The organism is Micromonospora sp. CA-269861 (assembly GCF_050948505.1).
Classification (GTDB): domain Bacteria; phylum Actinomycetota; class Actinomycetes; order Mycobacteriales; family Micromonosporaceae; genus Micromonospora.
Map to the genome: position 1 here is coordinate 2,652,925 of NZ_CP192014.1, position 19,018 is coordinate 2,671,942.

The window sequence follows — 19,018 nt, forward strand, 5'->3', positions numbered from 1 at the left end:
CGCTGAAAGGGTCACCCGTGACCACCATTGCTGCCCCGACCGGCATTTCCCAGACCGCGTCCGCACTGCGGCGGCTGTACTTCGTCCGCTTCGCGTTCGCCATCGTGTGGGCACTCGTGACGATCGCCACCGCCAAGGAGATCGGTCCGCTCGCGGTGACGCTGTTCGTGCTCTATCCGTTGTTCGACGTGGGTGCCGCCATCTACGACCTCCGTTCGTCACGGACCACCGGCTCGCCGGCCCTGCTGTACGTGAACATCGCGGTGAGTCTGATCACGGCGGTCGGACTGGGTGTCGCGGGCGCGTCCGGTATTCCCGCCGTCCTGCGGGTGTGGGGCGCCTGGGCGATCATCGCCGGACTGGTCCAGTTGATCGTCGGTGTCACCCGTCGGAGGATGGGCGGGCAGTGGCCGATGATCATCAGCGGCGGCATCTCGGTTCTGGCCGGTGGGTCCTTCATCGTCGGTGCTTCCGCGGATCACCCGTCGCTGACCAACGCGGCCGGCTACGCCATTCCCGGCGCCATCTTCTTCCTCATCGCGGCTGTCCGCCTCGGCCGCGCCGCAAAGGGCAACTGATATGACCACCATCGAGTACGACGTCGTCGTGATCGGGGCCGGTCCGGTCGGAGAGAACGTCGCCGACCGGGTCGTGCGGGGTGGGCTGACCGCCGCGATCGTTGAGCGGGAGTTGGTCGGTGGTGAGTGCTCGTACTGGGCGTGTATGCCGACCAAGGCGTTGCTGCGCAGCGCTTCGGCGTTGCGGGCGGCCCGCCAACTGCCGGGTGCGCGTGAGGCAGTGACCGGAGACCTGGACCAGGCCGCGGTGCTGGCCCGGCGGGACTCCTTCGCGTCGCACTGGCAGGACGACGGGCAGGTCTCGTGGCTGGAGTCGGCTGGCATCGCGCTGCACCGTGGTCACGGCCGGATCAGCTCCGCCCGGGTTGTCGAGGTGACCGGCACCGACGGTGTCACGACGAGGCTGACCGCGCGGCACGCGGTGGTCGTCGCGACCGGCAGCAGCGCTCTGTTGCCGGACATCCCGGGGCTGCGGGAGGCGGCGCCGTGGTCCAGCCGCGAGGCCGCCGCGGCCAGGTCGGTTCCCCGTCGGCTCGCCATCATCGGTGGTGGTGTGGTGGCGGCCGAGATGGCGACCGCGTTCGCCGCTCTGGGGTCGTCGGTGACGGTGCTGGCCCGCGACGGGGTGTTGCCGTCGGCGGAGCCGTTCGCCGGTGAACTGGTCACCGATTCGTTGCGCGAGGCGGGTGTGTCGGTACGCCTCGGTGCGGAGGCCGTCGCCGTCAGCCGCGACGACAGCGGCACCGTCCACATCAGCACCGCCTCCGGCGAGCAGGTTGAGGCCGACGAGGTGCTGGTGGCGATCGGTCGTACCCCTAACACCCAGGAGATCGGCCTCGACGGCATTGGGCTGGCGCCCGGCGCGTGGCTGGCGGTCGACGACACGCTGCGCGTCGTGGGTGGCGGGGAGTGGTTGTACGCCGCCGGCGATGTGAACCGGCGGGTGCTGCTGACCCATCAGGGCAAGTACCAGGCGCGGGCGGTGGGCGACGTGATCGTGGCCCGGGCGAAGGGCGCGGCGGTCGAGGACGGCCGTTGGGGCCGGCATGTGGCGACGGCGGACGAGCGTGCGGTGCCGCAGGTGGTCTTCACCGACCCGGAGATCGCGTCGGTGGGCTTGACCGCGGCTGCGGCCGAGGCGGCTGGGCTGCGGATCCGGGTCGTGGACTACGACCTCGGTGCCGTCGCCGGAGCTTCCCTGCACGCCGATGGCTACAAGGGGCACGCCCGGATGGTCGTCGACGAGGACCGGAAGGTGATCGTCGGCTTCACCCTCGCCGGTCCGGACGTGGCGGAACTGATCCACGCCGCGACCATCGCCGTCGTCGGTGAGGTCCCGCTGGACCGGTTGTGGCACGCGGTTCCGGCGTACCCGACAGTCAGCGAGGTGTGGCTGCGGCTGTTGGAGGCATACGGCCGCTGACGGGGAACCGAGCACTCGTCCCGGCGCCAGTGGTGCCGGGACGAGACTCGCCGTCCACCGCCCGCGCACGGAAACAGTGGCGGTACGGCCCACGAAAACGCACCGGAGCTGGTAGGCCTTGCGGTGGCCGTTCACGATGGAGACATGCGTGTGGCGGAGCTTGTCCTCGCGTACGTCCGGGTGTTGGTGTGGCCGCTGCTCGTCGTTGCCTTGGCGGTTATGTTCCGCTCCCGGGTCCACCATCTCTTCGAGCGGATGAACAAGGTCGACGCCTTCGGCGCGAGTATCGAATTCGCCCAGTCCGTGGGGGCGGCCCGCGAGGCGCTGGCGGCAGCTCATTCACCTGGCGCGGAGGGGGCATCCGGGACGTTGCCGACTCGTCTGCCGGTTGGACTTGAACGGGAGCCGTCCGTTGCGGCGGCGGCGCAAAAGGCACTCGCCGGTGTTCCTTCCTGGCGCTGGCCGCCGAACCGTTCCGCGGGAGTCGCCATGATTGAAGTCGCTGATCTCCGCCAGGCGCGGGACGCTCTCGCGACTGCAATGGACAACGTCGAGGAGGCGTTCGGGCCCCTGACGCGGGGCAGCGCCGGCCAGCTGGCCACCCGGACGGGGATGCCCCAGTGGGCCACTGTCATCCGCGCTCTCGATGGCGCTGACCGGGCCAACGGTCTGGCGAGCTACCTGATCACGCACGCGAGGTCCGACGCCCTGACGCCGTACACGCGTGGACTGGCCGCCGACTACCTCAAGGTCATCAGCGATGCGCTGGATCTCCTCGTCGAGGCGCTGGACGCGACTGTCGTGCGTCACCAGGTGGAACCGTGAGAAGGGCACTTTGTGCGATGGTGAACCGATGGCCAGGAGCCTCCGCAGCGGAACAGGGCCGAAGACGACGGTTCCTGGTCCAGCACAACAGCGTGCGTCCCGGACGGTCGGCAGCGGTGCTCGCAGCCTCCGTGAAAGTCATGGGTGTGGCGAATGCTGCGTGAGTATCAGTTGTCCGAGTTCCTGAGTGCATCGGGTGAGCGCGACGTAGAGGCCGTTCCAGCCGCGCGGTTCGGCGGCGATGCCCTCCGGGTCGACGAGGAGCGTCGCGTCCCACTCCAGTCCCTTGGACTGCGTCGCGGTGAGTACTGGCACCTCAGTCAGCACGGCTAGGAGTTCGGCGATGCGGCCGGCGGGGGCGATGACGCCAACCATGCCGCCGTGCCACCGCTGTCGCAACTCCCGCACGGCTTCGGCGGCGGCGCCGGCAAGCTCAGCGGGTGTGACGGGGAGTTCCCAGGGGACGATGCCGGAGGAGCGGACCGCTCGTGGCGGCGTGTTGTGGCTGCCAGCCTTCTTCAGGACCGGTTCGGTGAGGTCCATGACCTCGCGGGGGGTCCGGTAGCAGATGGTGAGTTCCGCGGCCGTCCAGCGGTCTCCGAAGGCAGCCTGCACCGCCTGCGCCCAGCTGGTGTGCCGGTGTGCTGCCTCGGCCTGGTCGATGTCGCCGACGGCGGTGATGGAGCGACTAGGGCAACGCCGGAGGACCATCTGCCACTGCATCTCGGACAGCTCCTGCGCCTCGTCGATGACGACGTGGCCGTACACCCAGCCGCGCTGTCGGCGAGCACGGTCGGCGACGAACTCGCCCTGCGGGTGCGGGGCACCGCCCTCGCCGAGCAGGTCGGCGAGGGCGTCGAGCAGCGGGATGTCGCTCGACGCCCACGGGGCGGGCTCGGCTGCGACGGCGGTGATCTCCTCGGGGGACAGCTGAGGGGCGAACCGGGCCAGTAGGGCGCGGTCGGTCAGGAGATCACCCAGCAGCGTTTCGGCGTCGAGGGTGGGCCACCATGCCTCGACGAACCGGGCGATGGCGGCGTCTTCGGCGATACGACTACGGAGGTGCTCGATCTCCTCCTCGGAGAGCAGTCCGTTGATGTCGCTGCCGGTGGACGTCCGGGTGGAGTGGCGGTCATCTCCCATGCTCTTGTCGACGCGGGCGAGGATGTCCTCGAAGCCCTCCTCCATCTCGTCCATCAGCGCCTCGCGCTGCTCGGCGACGACATCGGCGAGGAGGTGGTGCAACTGCTCGGCGAACGTTGTGCGGGCGCGGTGGTACGGGCGTCCCTGCACCGCCGAGGCGAGCGCCTGTGCCACCGTTGCGGCCGGAATGGCGTAGAAATCGCCCTCCCAGCGCAACTTCAGCTCGCGGGGTCGGGGGAGCAGCGACGCGACGTAGCTTTCGAGCGCGGGCCGCCACAGGGCGCGGCCCTTGATCTCGGCGAGAGGACGGCTCTCGTCGCGGCCCACGCGGATGTCGGCAAGCAGGGTGTCGCAGGTCGCCGAGACGACGGCGGTCTCGCCGAGCGCGGGCAGCACCTGGGCGATGTACTGGAGGAACCGCGGTGAGGGGCCGAGGACCAGGACCGCCTGGTCGGCCATCTTCCGGTGGGTGAACAGCAGGTACGCGACCCGGTGCAGGGCGACAACTGTCTTGCCTGTGCCGGGACCACCCTGGACGATCAGTGGGCCGGTCGCCTCAGCCCGGATGATGTCGTCCTGTTCGCGTTGCAGGGTGGAGATCGCCGTCGACATGTGACCGGTGCGCCGTTGGTCGAGGGCGGCCAGGAGAGCGCCCTCGCCGACGAGTTCCGCGGTCATGGTCCCGTCCAGCGGCTCGTCGTCCACGCCGACGACTGTCGATCCCGTGGTACGGATGTGCCGGCGCCGTGCCTGCCCCTGCGGGTCGACGGCCGTCGCGGTGTAGAACGGCCGGGCTGCGGGAGCGCGCCAGTCCACCAGCAGTGGCTCACCGTCCTCGCCGTCGTTGCGGAGACCGACACGGCCGACGTGTCGCACGGTGCCGTCAAGGCCGTCGAGGCGGCCGAAGACCAGCCCTTCCCGCGCTCGCCGTAGCTCCTCGTACTGCTGGCGAAGCATGCGGTGCCGGGCCTGCTCCAACGCGTCCAGGGCCTCTGACGACAGCTCGGCCTGTAGGTGGTCGGCCAGCCTGTCACGTCGTGCCGTGGCCACGTCCAGAAACGCCTGTTCCTCGGCGACCGCGGATCGGAGCGCGACGCCTTCAGCGGTAGGGGTGGGTCGTTCGCCGTCCGGTGTTACGTCGCTGACGCCAGCAGTGCCGTTGTGCAGAGCAGACTTCCGGCGCATTCGCAAATCCTTGTATCGGTGTTCCCCTCGGCCCCGGATGAGCCGCAGTGCATTCGGCGGCAAGCATAGGGTTGGTTTTCCTCGCCTGCCAGGAATTCCGCCGGCAGAGATGGGTATCTCAATGCATTGCAGGTCCCGGGCCGTATGTGGCCTACCAATCCCGATTCGCTTATTGACAGTTCGGTCTCTATCTGTTCTGCGGGCGCGTTCCGACCAGTGCGCGCGGGCGCGGCGCGAGGAGAGTCACTGCGGCGGCGGGGCTGCCGAGATGGTCCCCGCTCAGGTCAGCTCAACGTGAAGGTCGCATCGTCGACGTCGAAGGCCGTGGCGCCGTTGCCGGCCGTCTCGCTGGCGAGGAAGCTGACAGTCGCGGTGCGCGCGGTCGTCGCGGTTCCGCTCGACATGCCGTACTGCCGCCACTGCGCCCCGCCGTCGAAGGCCAGCGAGAACCTCGTCTTCGGGGGTATCCCGGTGACCGCCAGTCCGACGTTCAGGTAGTCACCGCGGCTGGTCTCGGTCGTGGTGGTCCGGACCCAGAAGCGGACCGTCAGGTCGCAGTTGGCTGGCACTGTGACTGTGGTGCGCAGCAAATCGGTACGCGTCACGTCCAGCCCGGCGAAGGCGGCGTAGGCGTGGCCGGTGTGTGCGGGCCGGGTCGCGTCACCGAACACGACGATGCGGGGGCCGGCGGTCCAGTCGGTCGTGCCGCGCTCGAACCCCGGGTTCGCGTGGATCTGTCCGGTGCAGGGCGGGTCGGCCGCTGGCTGGCCATGGGATGCGCTGCCCGTGGACAGGAGCAGTAGGGCCGCGGCCGAGGCGGTGGTGACGAAGGCCTTCATCAGTTCTCCCCGCGTCAATACATTTGAGATTGTCGATACGTATTGACCATGCGCGATGGACGTGGGCGCGTCAAGCCCTTCCCGACGCGGGCCACCTGACGGCGGCTGACCGCAGCGTGCGGCCTTACTGGCGGCGGCGGGCGTCGGCCTCGGCGTCGAGCAGGTCGTTGAGCGTCAGCGCGGAATTGATCAACGAGAGGTGGCTGAACGCCTGGGGATAGTTGCCGATCTGCTCCCCGGTCGCGGCGATCTCCTCGGCATAGAGGCCGAGGTGGTTGCTGAAGGTGAACATCTTCTCGAACGTGAGTCGGGCGTCGTCGAGGCGACCGGAACGGGCCAGCGCCTCCACATACCAGAAGGTGCACATGTTGAAGGTGCCCTCGTGGCCGGGGAGACCGTCGGGGGAGTGGACCGGGTCGTACCGGTGGACCAGGCTGTCGGAGACCAGTTCGCGCTCGATCGCGTGCAGGGTGGACTGCCACAGCGGGTCGCTCGGCGTGACGAAACCGACCGCCGGCATGGCGAGCAGCGCCGCGTCCAGCACGGCCTCGTCGTACGCCTGCACGAAGGTGCCGCGGCCCCGGTCGTATCCGCGGGCCATGACCTGGTCGTAGATGCGGTTGCGTTGCTCGGTCCAGCAGGTCATGTCCCCGGGGCGGCCGGTGCGGGTGGCCAGCCGGATGGCCCGGTCCAGCGCGACCCAGGACATCACCCGGCCGAAGGTGTAGTTGCGGGGGTGATGGCGGCTCTCCCAGATGCCGGCGTCGGGCTGGTCCCAGTTCTGGCAGAGCCAGTCGACCAGCCGGACGGTGCTCTTCCACACCTGGTGCGACACGCGGATGCCCTGCTCGTCGGCGAGGTGCATGGCGTAGAGCGCCTCGCCGTGGATGTCGAGTTGGAGCTGGTCGGCGGCGCCGTTGCCGATCCGCACCGGCCGCGAGCCGCGGTAGCCCTCCAGGTGGTCCAGCACCTCCTCGTGCAGGTCGGAGGAGCCGTCCACCCGATACATGATCTTGAGTGGATCCTGGTGGTCGCCGGCCTCGCGGATCCGCTCGTCCAGCCAGTTCATGTACCTGCTGACCTCCTCGGTGAAGCCGAGGCCGAGCAGCGCGTGCACCGAGAACGACGTGTCGCGTACCCAGGTGTAGCGGTAGTCCCAGTTGCGGGTTCCGCCGACCAGTTCGGGCAGCGCGGCCGTGGGCGCGGCGATCATCGCGCCAGTCGGCGCGTACGTCATGAGCTTCAGCGTGATGGCGGAGCGTTCGACCATCTCCCGCCAGCGGCCGGTGTAGCGGGAGCGTTCAAGCCACCGCCGCCAGTAGTCCCGGGTCCACTCGAACATGCCCTGGATCTCTTCCGGCGAGATGATGCGCGGCTCGGTACCGCCCGTCTCCAGGACCACCCCGCCGGTGTCGCCTTCGTTCAGCGTGCCGTACGCGACCAGGTCGCCGCCCTCAAGGTGGATGTCACCCTGTTCGGAGATCAACCGCCGCACGGGGTCGACCGGGTTGAACGTCAGCGCAGCCGATCGGCTGCGGAAGACATAGCCGTTGTGGTGGCGCTCCAGCTGATGTTCTTCGCGGGCGTAGTCGAACCGCGGCCGGCACTCCACCTTGAAGCGCATGCTGCCACGGACCATGGTGACGGTGCGGACCAGCCGGTGCGCGTCGGTGGCCCGCTCGCCGGTGACCGGCATGAAGTCCATCACCTCGGCCACACCGTCGGCGCTGATGAACCGGGTGATCAGGATGGGTGTGCCGGGGAGGTAGAGCTGCTTGGTCACGTACCGCACGTCGTGCGGCGCGATACGGAAGTAGCCGCCCTTGTCCTTGTCGAGCAGCGCGGCGAAGATACTCGGCGAGTCGAATCGCGGCGCACAGAACCAGTCGACAGTCCCGTCACACGTCACCAGCGCGGCGGTCTGCAGGTCGCCGATGAGTCCGTGATCCTCGATCGCCGGATAGCTGTCCACGTCTCTCCCCGGTTCGGCTGCGTCCTGCGCATCGAACCTAGGGGGAGAATTGTCGACTTAGGTGAGATTCACGTTCCGCCACCCTGTCGCGTGCCCCCAGCCTGGCTCGACCGCCCGGTGGGTCACCTCGCCCGGACGAGAACGGACTGACTGTCGCGGGGGGTCCCGGGCCCTGCGAAGATCATCGGACTCGGCCACCGTCGGCATCGCCGTGTTCCTGCTCGTCGCGTAACCGCTCGCACCGGAATGAGAGGCAGTTGTGACCAAGGGCAAGCCGCCGTTCGCGATGAAGGCGATGCTCAGGCTGGAACGCGGCACCGCGAGCGCCGCCGCCACTCTGCGCCGATACGCCCCGCTCGCCGACGAGCTCGGCGCCGACGGGATGGATGTCGACGTCGAGCGCGCGGACGTGCTGCTGTCGGGTTGCCTCGTCGCGGCCAGCGAGGAACGCGCCATGCACGCCATGGCGCGCCCGCTGCTGCACCGCTTCGGATGGCGCGAGCGGGACTTCCTCTACGCGCCGAACGTCCGCTACGCCGAAACCCTCGACCCGCCGTCCGACCCGCCGGCCACCTTCCTGGTGATCAACCGGGCCAACCAGGAGCTGGGCTGGGAGGGTGCGACCCACGGCACCGGCCACACCCCCGACCGCGCCCTGGAGATCGATCCGGCCGAGGTCGAGGTCGTCGCCCGGCTCTTCGTCGCCGCCCCGGCGACCACTATCGCCGCGACCGTGGAGGCGCTGGAGCCGTGGCTGGCCCGCGTCGAACCCGCCGCGGTCGCTGTGGACCCGGGCCGCGCGGCCCTGTTGTTCCTCGCCCGCGCCGACCTGCGTACCGAGGGGGAGAGGCTCGGCCTGGGGGCGGTCGAGGTCGGCCGCATCGAGGCGGACGCCGACCACGTCATCGAGACCGCGACGGCCGCCGACGGTACGACCCTCTGGCTGCGCCGCGGTACCGACCCGGTCTCCCGGTACTGGCCCGGCATCGTCGAGATCCGGGAGATGGTGATCGACGACTCCTACCCGGAGTAGCGCTGGCGGAGGCCGGAGGGCGCGCGGCGCGGTCCTGCGCCTGACGCCGGGCGTCAGCGCAACGGGCGGCAGGAGGAACGGATGACCAGCTCGGTGGGCAGCCGGATGTGGGTGTCGCGCTCGACGCCGGCGATCAGGTCGATGAGCAGGCGCAACGCCTCGGCGCCCATCCGCTGCAGCGGTTGCATGATGGTGGTCAACGGTGGGTTGACCAGCGCCGACTCCGGTACGTTGTCGAAGCCGATCACCGACAGGTCGTCGGGCACCGAGAGGCCCATGTCGCGGGCCACTGTCATAGTGGATATCGCGGAGAGGTCGTTACCCGCGAAGATCGCGCTCGGCCGGTCGGTGAGGGAGAGAAGCTCCGCGGCCGTGCCGGCGGCGCTCTCGATCCGGAACCCGCCGACGCGGACGAGCCGCTCGTCCACCGGCACGCCGGCGTCGGCCATCGCACTGCGGAAGCCGGCCTCGCGCAGCTGCGCCGACTTCAGGTCGGTGCGTCCGCTGATGTGCCCGATCCGCGTGTGGCCGAGGGACAGCAGGTAGTTGGTCGCCAGCACGGCGCCGGCGAAGTTGTCCGAATCGACGGTGGGCAGGTCGGACGGCCCGGTGTGCGGGTCGACGGCCACGACGTGGAAGCTGTGTTCGGTCTCGACCACGGTCGGCGTGACGATCACGGCACCGTCGATGAGAGTGCCGGAGAGACGGGCGAGCGAGCGCCGCTCCCACCCCACGGCTGCGCCCTCGCCGTCCCCGCTGGAGTAGGCCAGCAGCTGGTATCCGCTGCCCGCGACCTCCTGGGACGCCCCCTTGAGCAGCTCGGTCGAGAACGGCTCGAACTCGGCGACCAGAATGCCGAGCACGTTGGTGCGGTGACTGCGCAGGCTCTGCGCCCCCAGGCTCGCCTCGTAGCCGAGCTCGTGGATGACCCGCTGGACACGCTCGACGGTCGCCTGGGCCACGCCGTACCGGCCATTGACGACCTTCGAGACGGTCGCAACCGAGACGCCGGCGGTGCGTGCGACATCCGACATCTTGACACGCTGCTGAAACACCACGCCGATGATGATAGGGCTGCCGCCGGGGGTGCGTCGCCGCCGACTCGAAAACGTTATCGATACCGATTGACATCAAGTTACATGACTGTAAAACTTCGCCGCAGGCCGAGTACCGCGACTGACTAGTCGAGGAGACATCGATGGCAACGAAGCAGCGCAAAGGTGCCGTTCTGGCACTGTTAATGACAAGTGTTCTCGTTGTCGCCGGGTGCAGCGGCGGCGGCGAAGAGGCGGCCCCTCAGAGCGAGCTGTACAAGAACCCGGTGACCCTGACCTGGTGGCACAACGCGTCACAGGACGGGCCCGGCAAGACCTACTGGGAGAAGGTCGCCAAGGACTTCTCCGCACTCCACTCCACCGTCAAGATCGAGATTGAGGCGATCGAGACAAACCAGCTCCAGCGCACCCGGCTCCCCGCCGCACTGCTGAGCAGCGACCCGCCGGACATCTTCCAGGCCTGGGGCGGCGGTGAGATGACCGAGCAGGTGGAGGCCGACTACCTCAAGGACGTCACCGACCAGACCAAGGCCGAGGTCGGCAACATCGGCAGCGCCGCGGAGATCTGGCAGGTGAAGGGCAAGCAGTACGGCCTGCCGTTCCGGATGGGCATCGAGGGCATCTGGTACAACAAGGACATGTTCGCCGCGGCGGGCATCTCGGCTCCGCCAACCACCTTCGAAGAACTCAACGCCGCGGTCACCAAGCTCAAGGCGACAAATGTCATTCCGATCGCCGTGGGCGCCGGTGACAAGTGGCCGGCCGCGCACTGGTGGTACAACATGGCGCTGCGCGCCTGTTCGGTCGACGTCCTCAAGAAGGCATCGGCGGAGAAGAACTTCGACGATCCGTGCTTCGTGAAGGCCGGCCAGGACCTGAAGACGTTCATCGACACCAAGCCGTTCCAGCCCAACTTCATCGCCACTCCGGGCCAGAACGACCCGACCAGCGCCAACGGCATGCTCGCCAACGGCAAGGCCGCGATGGAGCTCATGGGTGACTGGAACCGCGGCACGCTCGACACCGTCGCCACGGACAAGGCGAAGGTGGCCTCGTTCCTCGGCTGGTTCCCGGTGCCGGCGATCGCCGGCTCCCCGGGTGACCCGAAGGCGGCCCTCGGCGGCGGCGACGGGTTCTCCTGTGCCAAGAACGCCCCGGCTGAGTGCGTCGAGTTCCTCAAGTACATCGTGAGCCCCGAGGTGCAGAAGGGCTATGCCGAGACCGGCACGGGCCTGCCTGTCGCCAAGGGTGCGGAGGCCGGCGTCAAGGACCCCGCGCTGAAGTCCATCCTGGAGGCGACCTCCGGGGCGAGCTACGTCCAGCTCTGGCTGGACACGGCTTACGGCAGCACCGTCGGCAACGCGATGAACGACGCGATCGTCGCCATCTTCGCCGGCAACGGGACGCCTGAGAAGGTCGTCTCGGCAATGAAGGCGGCCGCAAGCAAGTGACCTCCGCCAACCAGCTTCGTATGCCCGCCGGCGGCGCTTCCGCGTCGCCGGCGGGCCCCCGCCGGGCCGAGCAAGCGTCCGCCCGCCGAGCCGACAATCGCCGCAAGTGGTACGAGATCATCGGGCTCACCACGCCGGCCGTCGTCATCTACGTGATGTTCGTGCTGGTGCCGATGGGCTTCGCGGTCTACTACAGCCTGTTCCGGTGGCGCGGGGTCGGGCCTCCCACCGAGTTCGTCGGCCTCAGGAACTACACCCTCGCCTTCCAGGACCCGATCTTCCTGGACGCGTTGCGCAACAACGCCATCATCGTGTTCGGGTCGCTGCTGATCCAGGGCCCGATCGCCCTGGGCGTCGCACTGCTGCTCAACCGTCGCTTCCGCGGGCGGGCCGTGTTCCGCCTGCTGGTGTTCGTGCCGTACGTGCTCGCCGAGGTCACCGTCGGCATCATGTGGAAGCTGCTCCTGACCGATCAGGGCACTGTCGACGCGCTGATGCGGTCCCTGGGGATGGGCGGCCTGGTGCAGGCCTGGCTCGCGGACCTGGATGTGGTCATCTGGACCCTGCTGGCCGTCCTCACCTGGAAGTACGTCGGTTTCGCCATCATCCTGCTCCTCGCCGGGCTGTCCAATGTGCCCGACGAGCTGACCGAGGCAGCGGCCATCGACGGCGCGAGCTGGTGGCAGATCCAACGACACGTCACGATCCCGCTGCTCGGCCCGACGATCCGGATCTGGATGTTCCTGTCCATGATCGGCTCACTGCAGATCTTCGACATGATCTGGGTGACCTCGGTGCCCGCGGTGCGGTCCCTCGGCGCATCGGCCACCATGGCGACCTACATGGTCGACAACGGGTTCTTCGCCCGGCTGTGGGGCTACGGCAACGCGGTGGCGGTCATCCTGTTCGCCATCTCCTTCGTGGCGGCGCTGCTGTTCCAGCGGTTCCTGCTCCGCCGCGACATCCAGGGCGCCATCACCGGAAGGGCGAAGTGACGATGGCCGTGAACTCCGTGTCCTCCCCGTCCTCCGGGCGCCGTCAGGTCTCCTGGGGCACGCCGCTCACCTACGCGCTCGCCCTCGCGATCGCGGCCGTGTCGATCGCCCCGGTCATCTACGTGGTCATCGGCGGTTTCCGGACCACTCCGCAGATCGTCGCCGACCCGGCCGGCCTGCCCGACCCGTTCGTCTGGGACAACTACTCAAGGGTGCTGACCCAGAGCAACTTCTGGCAACAGGCGTTCAACAGTGCGGTCATCGCCCTCGGGACCACGCTCGCCGTCGTCGTACTCGGGATGGCCGCCGCGTTCGTGCTCGCCCGCTACTCCTTCCGTGGGCGGGAGGGGCTCTACACCTTCTTCACACTCGGCCTGCTGTTTCCGGCCGGGGCGGCGATCCTGCCGCTCTACCTCATGCTGCGTGACCTGAACCTGATCAACTCCTACTATGCGGTGATCCTCCCGCAGGTCGCCTTCTCACTGCCACTGACGATCGTGATCCTGCGCCCCTTCCTGTCGGCCATCCCGAGAGAGTTGGAGGACGCCGCGGCCATCGACGGGGCGAGTCGGCTGGGCTTCCTCTGGCGCGTCGCGATGCCGCTGTCGCGGCCCGCGCTCGTCACCGTTGGCGTCCTGGCGTTCGTGGCGAGCTGGAACTCGTTCCTGCTGCCGCTGCTCGTCCTCAGCGACGTCGGCCTGCACACCCTGCCGCTGGGCGTGCAGAACTTCTCCAGCCAGTACACCACCGACACGGCAGGCGTTCTCGCCTTCACCTCGCTGGCGATGCTGCCGGCACTGCTCTTCTTCACGCTCGCCGAGAAGCAGATCGTCGGTGGCCTGCAGGGCGCGGTCAAGGGCTGAGCGACAGCGGTACGAGCACAACCACAGGAAGGCACAGCATGACTGAGGTCCACGCGTTGGTGGACGGGCCGGTGCCGGCTCAGGCAGGTCCGGAGAACGGCCGGCCGGGCAGGCACGACGGCGGCGCACGCCTACGTGATCTCCTCGACCGGATGACGATCGAGGAGAAGATCGCCCAGCTCGTCGGCTTCTGGGAGAAGGAGGACGGCGAGGCGGTCGCACCGCTGCAGGGGGAGTTCGGCGACGCGTTCAAGCTCGAAGACTTCTCCCGGCACGGGCTCGGTCACCTCACCCGCGCCTACGGCACCCGCCCCCTGGACGCGGCCGAACGCGCGTCCTGGCTGTGGAAGTTCCAGCGGGACCTGGTCACCGGTACCCGGCTCGGCATCCCGGCGATCGTCCACGAGGAGTGCCTCACCGGGCTGTCCGCGTGGAAGGCGGCCACCTTCCCCACTCCGCTGGCCTGGGGTGCCGCGTTCGACCCCGAGCTGGTCACCGAGATGGCCGCGGCGATCGGCGCCTCGATGCGGGCCCTGGGCATCCACCAGGGGCTCTCGCCGGTGCTCGACGTGATCCGTGACCCCCGTTGGGGTCGGGTGGACGAGTGCATCTCCGAGGACCCGTACGTGGTCGGCACCATCGGCACGTCGTACGTGCGCGGACTGCAGTCGCAGGGGGTGCACGCCACCCTCAAGCACTTCGCCGGCTACTCCGCCTCGCGCGCCGGGCGCAACTTCGCCCCGGTGCACGTCGGCCGCCGGGAACTGGCCGACGTGCTGCTCCCCCCGTTCGAAATGGCGATCATCGACGGTGACGCACGCAGCGTCATGCACTCGTACGCCGAAATCGACGGAGTGCCCGTCGCCGCCGACCCGACGATGCTGACAGGCATCCTGCGGGACCAGTGGGGCTTCGACGGCACGGTGGTCGCCGACTACTACGGGGTCGCGTTCCTGAACCTGCTGCACCACGTGGCGGGCGATCACGCGGAGGCGGCCGGGCAGGCGTTGGCTGCGGGTGTCGACGTCGAACTGCCGACCGGCGACGCCTATCTGACCCTGCGGGAGTCGGTCCGGGCAGGCAAGATCGACGAGGCGCTCATCGACCGCGCGGTGCTGCGGGTGCTGCGCCAGAAGCAGGACCTGGGGCTGCTCGACGCGACCTTCGACGACGAGCCGCCCCAGACGATCGACCTCGATTCGCCCGAGCACCGGTCGATCGCCCGCCGGCTCGCCGAGGAATCGATCGTCCTGGTCGCCAACCGGGACGCGCTGCCGTTGCCGACCGGTCGACGGGTGGCCCTCATTGGCCCGAACGCCGACCGCCAGGGTGCGCTCTTCGGGTGCTACTCGTTCCTCAACCACGTCCTCGTCCAGCATCCCGACGTGCCGACCGGTATCGAGGTGCCGACCGTGCTCGACGCCGTGCGGGCCGAGTTCGGCGACGATCTCGTCACCTGGGCACGCGGCTGCGACGTGGACACCGACGACCGATCCGGCTTCGACGAGGCCGTCGCCACGGCCTCCGACGCCGAGGTGGCCGTCCTGGTCGTCGGCGACCACGCCGGCCTCTTCGGACGCGGCACTGTCGGCGAGGGCTGTGACCGGGACGATCTGGAGCTGCCCGGCGTCCAACGCGAACTGGTCGAGGCGGTGCTGGCTACCGGCACACCTGTCGTCCTCGTGCTGGTCACCGGCCGGCCGTACACGGTCGGCTGGGCGCTCTCGCGTTGCGCGGCGGTGGTGCAGGCGTTCTTCCCGGGCGAGGAGGGCGCCGGGGCGATCGCGGGGGTGCTCTCCGGGCGGGTCAACCCGTCGGGCAGGCTGCCGGTCACCCTGCCCGGGTCGGCCGGTGCGCAGCCGTACTCCTACCTGCACCCCACCCTCGGTGCGGGCAACGAGGTGACCAACCTGCCGGCGACGCCCGTGGCGCCGTTCGGCCACGGCCTGTCCTACACGACATTCGCGTACAACGATCTCACGGTGCCGACGACGGTGCCCACCGACGGGGCGGTGGGAGTGACCGTGCGGGTGACGAACACCGGCGCTGTCGCTGGCGACGACGTGGTCCAGCTCTACGGTCGCGACCTGGTCGCTTCGGTGACCCGGCCGGTGGCCCAGCTCCTCGGCTACCGGCGGGTGCACCTGGAGCCGGGTGAGTCCGTCACGGTCGAGCTGACCGTCCCCACCACCCGCCTGGCCTTCTCCGACCGCACGTTCACCCGCGTCGTGGAGCCCGGCGACGTCGAAATCTGGGTCGGCACCAGCGCGCAGCGGGACACCGAGGCGGTGACCACGCTGGTCGGCGACACCATCGAGGTGACCAACGCCTCGCCACGCTGGACCACCACCGACATCCGCTGAGATCCGGTCCGTCGACCGTCCCGAGGGACAGTCGGCGGACCGGCCGCGGGGCCGACGTGTTACTCGTGCACGCGGTCGTGGTGCGGGCCGAGCCGGCTGATCTCGTACCCGTCGGGGTAGCTCCTGGCCTTGATCCCGTCGGCGAACAACGCCGTCGTCCGCGGTGCTCCGAACCACCGCTGCAACCGCGAGCGCGTCTTCAAGGCCACGTGCAGCCCCGCCCGGACGGGCCAGGCCGGCCTGTCGACCCGCGTCGCGCGCCGCAGCGGCGCGTCGTACAGGGCGCTGACAAGTGCGTTTCCCAGTGGCGCGAGCGTCCGGGGGATCCGGTTGAGCATCAGCATGCGGGTGGCACGTTCGATGGCTGCCGCGTCGTCGTTGGGTTGCAGGTGAGCCGCGTCGTGCGCGTCGAACCAGGTCTCGAACTCGTCGTACGACCCGGGAATGTCGGTGATGCCCATCCGTCGACCGAGCTCCCGGTAGAACAGGTACGTGGCCTGACGTTCGTGGCAGCAGGGCGGGCGCCAGCCGTACTCCTGCAACCACCGGGTGGGGATCACGACCAGGCAGCCGAGGACGTAGCGGAAGTCGTCGTTGCTGATGTCGTACGGACGGTGGATCTGGTTGACGCGCCGCAACGCGTCCCGGCCCCGGGGCTGTTCGAAGCCGTTGAGCACCATCTCGTACATCAGCAGGCCGGTGTCGTCGATCCGCTTCTGCGTGCGTTCGGTCAGCTCGCCCGTGGCGGTGTGCACCTGGGCGATGGCGGGGACGGAGAAGGAACGGTTGAAGGCGAGGTTGAGCCCGAGCTTCATGTCCCACGGAAACTCGTAGCGCAGCATGGTCTGGTAGATGTCGAGGTAGTCGCGCTCCGGGTCGAGAGCGCGGGTACGGGTCAGATTGTCGTAGCGGTCTCTCATCGGCGGGCGTCTCCAGCGCTCGGATGCGGGGTGCCCGGGGCGGCGAGGTCTCGGGTCGCGGCGATCGTCTGCGCCACCACCGGCGAGCGGGCGTAGACCTCGGTGACGAGCGTCAGCCAGGCGACCTCACCGGCGTAGCCGCCGTCCGGGCGGTGCAGCTCGTCGGCGGGCTGCGCGACCACGGCCAACAGACCGGCGCTGTGGCGACGCAGAGCGCAGGCCAGGTGGGCCGCTTCGATGGACGCCTGCCGCTCCTCGGCGGTCAGCCCGGCCCGCTCGGCGAACTGTGCGGCCAGCGCCGTCACACTCATCTCCATGTACGGGCGCAGCGCCAGGCGGCCGTCGCGGATCTCGGCCACCCGGCGGGTCAGCGCGTAGTCGGTGTCGCGGGCGGCTGCCCGGCGTCGGCGCAGGGTGGGGTCGAGTTCGAGTTCGGGAAGAGCGGCGATGAGGTCGCGCCAGAGTGGTTCGAGTCGTCGGTAGGAGTGGTAGTCCTCCCACCGTCGTGTGATGTTGAGGGTGGGCCCCCACGCCGGCATGGTGAGGCCGATCGTGATGAGGAGAGCGCCGATGGTCACGAGGACCGCGGCGATCTGTCGCTCGCCGGCCGGTTGGTAGCCGGCCCAGTAGGCGACGAGATATCCGATCTTGTTGGTGCTGTAGAGCAGTGCGAAGGCGGCGCCGACTGCGGTGATGCGCAGCCCACGGCGCAGCCAGGGTCGCCCGCAGATCTTCGCGAAGCCCCAGCACAGCCGGGTGATGTCGAAGCAGTAGGCGAAGAAGCCGAGCAGCAGGAAGATCAGCAGGTAGGCGGTCACGACCGGGTCGGTCGCGTACTCGACGGTCAGGAGCACCGGGTCGTCGTACGTGAGGGTGTAGGCGAACAGGGCGACCATCACGAGGAACGCGCACGCGGTGACCCAGATCCACTTACGGGCCCGGGCGGCGGCCGTCGCGTGGGGCAGTGCGAAGTGCAGGAGCATGATCTCGGCATTCGCCGAGATGGTCAGAGCGCCGGCGTGGGCCATGACCTTGGCCAGGTTGGGCAGCCCCGACACCTGGTCGATCGCGGCCGCGATGGGCGGGATGGCGACCGTGATCCCGGCGGCGAACGCCCCGAGACCCCAGCAGATCGCGCGGCGGGCGTAACTGGGATGCCGACGCTGTAGTCGCACCATGTAGCCGAGGGCGATCCAGCCGGCCGCGGCGCACACGCCGTAGAGGACGGTGTCCATCGCGCTACCAGTGGGGATGTTCGAGTGAGTGTCGCAGCCGGCCGTACAGCTCGACGTCCTGGCCGCTCAACGGCGCGTCGTCCCCGTCGCCGCGGTTGTCGCGGACCCGCCGGAGGAGCAGGGAACCGATCAGTTCGGCTTCGCGTTCCTCGGCTGCGGCGTAGTTGCTGCGACCGAGGCTGCGTTGGACAAGCTGCGGGTCGAGGTCCGGTAGCAACAGCCGGGAGGCGTCCGCGTCCAGCACCTCGGTCGCCTGGTGGCCGGCGAGCAGGTGACCCAGCTCGTGACCGATGATCAACATCTGGTGCAGCGGTGAGGTGTCCTGCTCGAAGAAGATGGCGTCGAAGTCGCCGGTCGGCACGCACATCCCGCACACCGTGTGTGCCGGCAGCTTGATCGGCACCAGGTGGATGGGCCGGCCACGCCGTTCGGCGAGGACGTCGCACAGCTTCTGGATGTCGAAAGGCTCGGGCACCTCAAGCTCGGCAACGAGCTGCTCGCAGCGCCTGCGTAGTCGGTGCAACTTCACGTCAGCGTTCTCCCGCTCGTCGGTGTACTGCCACCGAAGGATCTGCACCGCACTAGCCGCGTTCGGCCGGCGTGGAACTGGTCGTGCCAGCACCAGTGCCTGCCGCCACGGCCCGCAGTCGGGCCACCATCTGCTCGACGAGCCGCGTGTCCGTCGCGGAGAGCCCGTTGTCGGCCAGCACCTGGCGCAGCGCCACCTGTTTGACGTCCATCCGGCGCAGCTCGTTGAGCAGTGTTATCTGGTCCTGAATTCGTCGTGCTGCCGCATCGTCGACGAAGTAGCCCGAGTTGACCCCGAAGGCGGCGGCCAGGGCGCGGACGTGTGAGGTACGGGGATCGCTTGCCACGCCGCGGCGCAACTCGCCGATGTAGGCCGCGCTGATCGTCACGCCCGTCTCCGCCGCCACCTCGTTGATCTTGTCGGCGATTTCCTTGTTGGTGTACCTGCGCCCCGACTCGTCGGAGTCGCTGAGCTCGTCGGGCGTCGGGCGGATCTTGTCGAAGAGGTATTCCAGCCTGGCGGCCAGCGTGTCGAGGGGCGGCAGCTCGTGCTCTGCGTGCCGGTCGTCAACCATGATCCTTCACCCTCCAGCCGCCTAAACGACAGTGT

General features: G+C 69.1%; 16 protein-coding genes. 8 read left to right on the forward strand and 8 right to left on the reverse strand.

The features are described 5' to 3' along the window. The first annotated feature begins 17 nt into the window (after positions 1–17). The 3 genes from ACQP0U_RS12235 to ACQP0U_RS12245 all read left to right on the forward strand — a co-directional run bounded on the left by ACQP0U_RS12235 (position 18) and on the right by ACQP0U_RS12245 (position 2,826). Entirely contained in the window at positions 18–578 is a 561-nt protein-coding gene (locus ACQP0U_RS12235) for a hypothetical protein (protein ID WP_433318451.1), read from the forward strand. Between the two features lies 1 nt (position 579). After that, positions 580–2,001, forward strand: a complete 1,422-nt coding sequence (locus tag ACQP0U_RS12240; protein ID WP_433318453.1) for a dihydrolipoyl dehydrogenase family protein — start codon at positions 580–582, stop codon at positions 1,999–2,001. 144 nt (positions 2,002–2,145) lie between these two features. Further along, a complete protein-coding gene (locus ACQP0U_RS12245) occupies positions 2,146–2,826 on the forward strand; it encodes a hypothetical protein (RefSeq protein WP_433318455.1) in 681 nt (226 codons plus the stop codon). Between the two features lie 138 nt (positions 2,827–2,964). Here ACQP0U_RS12245 and ACQP0U_RS12250 read toward each other — a convergent pair whose 3' ends face one another. The 3 genes from ACQP0U_RS12250 to ACQP0U_RS12260 form a co-directional block, all read right to left on the reverse strand. Next, positions 2,965–5,154 (reverse strand): HelD family protein, encoded by a 2,190-nt coding sequence (locus tag ACQP0U_RS12250; protein ID WP_433318457.1) that lies wholly within the window; start codon positions 5,152–5,154, stop codon positions 2,965–2,967. Between the two features lie 284 nt (positions 5,155–5,438). Beyond that, the gene (locus tag ACQP0U_RS12255; RefSeq protein ID WP_433318459.1) at positions 5,439–5,993 is read right to left on the reverse strand and encodes a hypothetical protein; all 555 of its coding nucleotides are present in this window, start codon (positions 5,991–5,993) and stop codon (positions 5,439–5,441) included. 124 nt (positions 5,994–6,117) lie between these two features. Continuing rightward, on the reverse strand, positions 6,118–7,965 hold the full coding sequence (locus ACQP0U_RS12260) for a glycoside hydrolase family 15 protein (RefSeq protein ID WP_433318461.1): 1,848 nt from the start codon (positions 7,963–7,965) through the stop codon (positions 6,118–6,120). 259 nt (positions 7,966–8,224) lie between these two features. On the opposite strand from ACQP0U_RS12260, the gene ACQP0U_RS12265 reads away from it, so the two are divergent. Continuing rightward, positions 8,225–8,998 (forward strand): hypothetical protein, encoded by a 774-nt coding sequence (locus ACQP0U_RS12265; RefSeq protein ID WP_433318463.1) that lies wholly within the window; start codon positions 8,225–8,227, stop codon positions 8,996–8,998. Positions 8,999–9,051: 53 nt separating this feature from the next. Here ACQP0U_RS12265 and ACQP0U_RS12270 read toward each other — a convergent pair whose 3' ends face one another. Then, the gene (locus ACQP0U_RS12270) at positions 9,052–10,032 is read right to left on the reverse strand and encodes a LacI family DNA-binding transcriptional regulator (RefSeq protein ID WP_433318464.1); all 981 of its coding nucleotides are present in this window, start codon (positions 10,030–10,032) and stop codon (positions 9,052–9,054) included. A gap of 164 nt (positions 10,033–10,196) precedes the next feature. Between ACQP0U_RS12270 and ACQP0U_RS12275 the strand changes: the two genes are divergently transcribed. Genes ACQP0U_RS12275 through ACQP0U_RS12290 form a run of 4 tightly spaced genes read left to right on the forward strand, consistent with a single transcriptional unit; the run spans position 10,197 to position 15,725 of the window. After that, positions 10,197–11,504: an ABC transporter substrate-binding protein gene (locus ACQP0U_RS12275; protein ID WP_433318465.1), complete on the forward strand. Its 1,308-nt coding sequence runs from the start codon at positions 10,197–10,199 to the stop codon at positions 11,502–11,504. Continuing rightward, entirely contained in the window at positions 11,501–12,499 is a 999-nt protein-coding gene (locus ACQP0U_RS12280; RefSeq protein WP_433318467.1) for a carbohydrate ABC transporter permease, read from the forward strand. Before ACQP0U_RS12275 ends, ACQP0U_RS12280 begins: the two co-directional genes overlap by 4 nt. Continuing rightward, complete coding sequence (locus ACQP0U_RS12285; protein WP_433318469.1) at positions 12,496–13,362, forward strand: carbohydrate ABC transporter permease; 867 nt, start codon at positions 12,496–12,498, stop codon at positions 13,360–13,362. Before ACQP0U_RS12280 ends, ACQP0U_RS12285 begins: the two co-directional genes overlap by 4 nt. Before the next feature lie 38 nt (positions 13,363–13,400). Beyond that, positions 13,401–15,725: a glycoside hydrolase family 3 N-terminal domain-containing protein gene (locus tag ACQP0U_RS12290; protein WP_433318471.1), complete on the forward strand. Its 2,325-nt coding sequence runs from the start codon at positions 13,401–13,403 to the stop codon at positions 15,723–15,725. 59 nt (positions 15,726–15,784) lie between these two features. Here the strand turns inward: ACQP0U_RS12290 and ACQP0U_RS12295 are convergent, their stop codons facing one another. From ACQP0U_RS12295 to ACQP0U_RS12310, 4 genes are read right to left on the reverse strand one after another with little or no spacing between them, the layout of a single operon-like run. Further along, entirely contained in the window at positions 15,785–16,645 is an 861-nt protein-coding gene (locus ACQP0U_RS12295; RefSeq protein WP_433318473.1) for an oxygenase MpaB family protein, read from the reverse strand. After that, the gene (locus ACQP0U_RS12300) at positions 16,642–17,880 is read right to left on the reverse strand and encodes an MAB_1171c family putative transporter (RefSeq protein WP_433318475.1); all 1,239 of its coding nucleotides are present in this window, start codon (positions 17,878–17,880) and stop codon (positions 16,642–16,644) included. Before ACQP0U_RS12300 ends, ACQP0U_RS12295 begins: the two co-directional genes overlap by 4 nt. A gap of 4 nt (positions 17,881–17,884) precedes the next feature. Beyond that, on the reverse strand, positions 17,885–18,457 hold the full coding sequence (locus ACQP0U_RS12305; protein ID WP_433318477.1) for a hypothetical protein: 573 nt from the start codon (positions 18,455–18,457) through the stop codon (positions 17,885–17,887). A 4-nt stretch (positions 18,458–18,461) separates the two neighbouring features. After that, the gene (locus ACQP0U_RS12310) at positions 18,462–18,983 is read right to left on the reverse strand and encodes a hypothetical protein (protein ID WP_433318479.1); all 522 of its coding nucleotides are present in this window, start codon (positions 18,981–18,983) and stop codon (positions 18,462–18,464) included. Between the last annotated feature and the right edge of the window lie 35 nt (positions 18,984–19,018).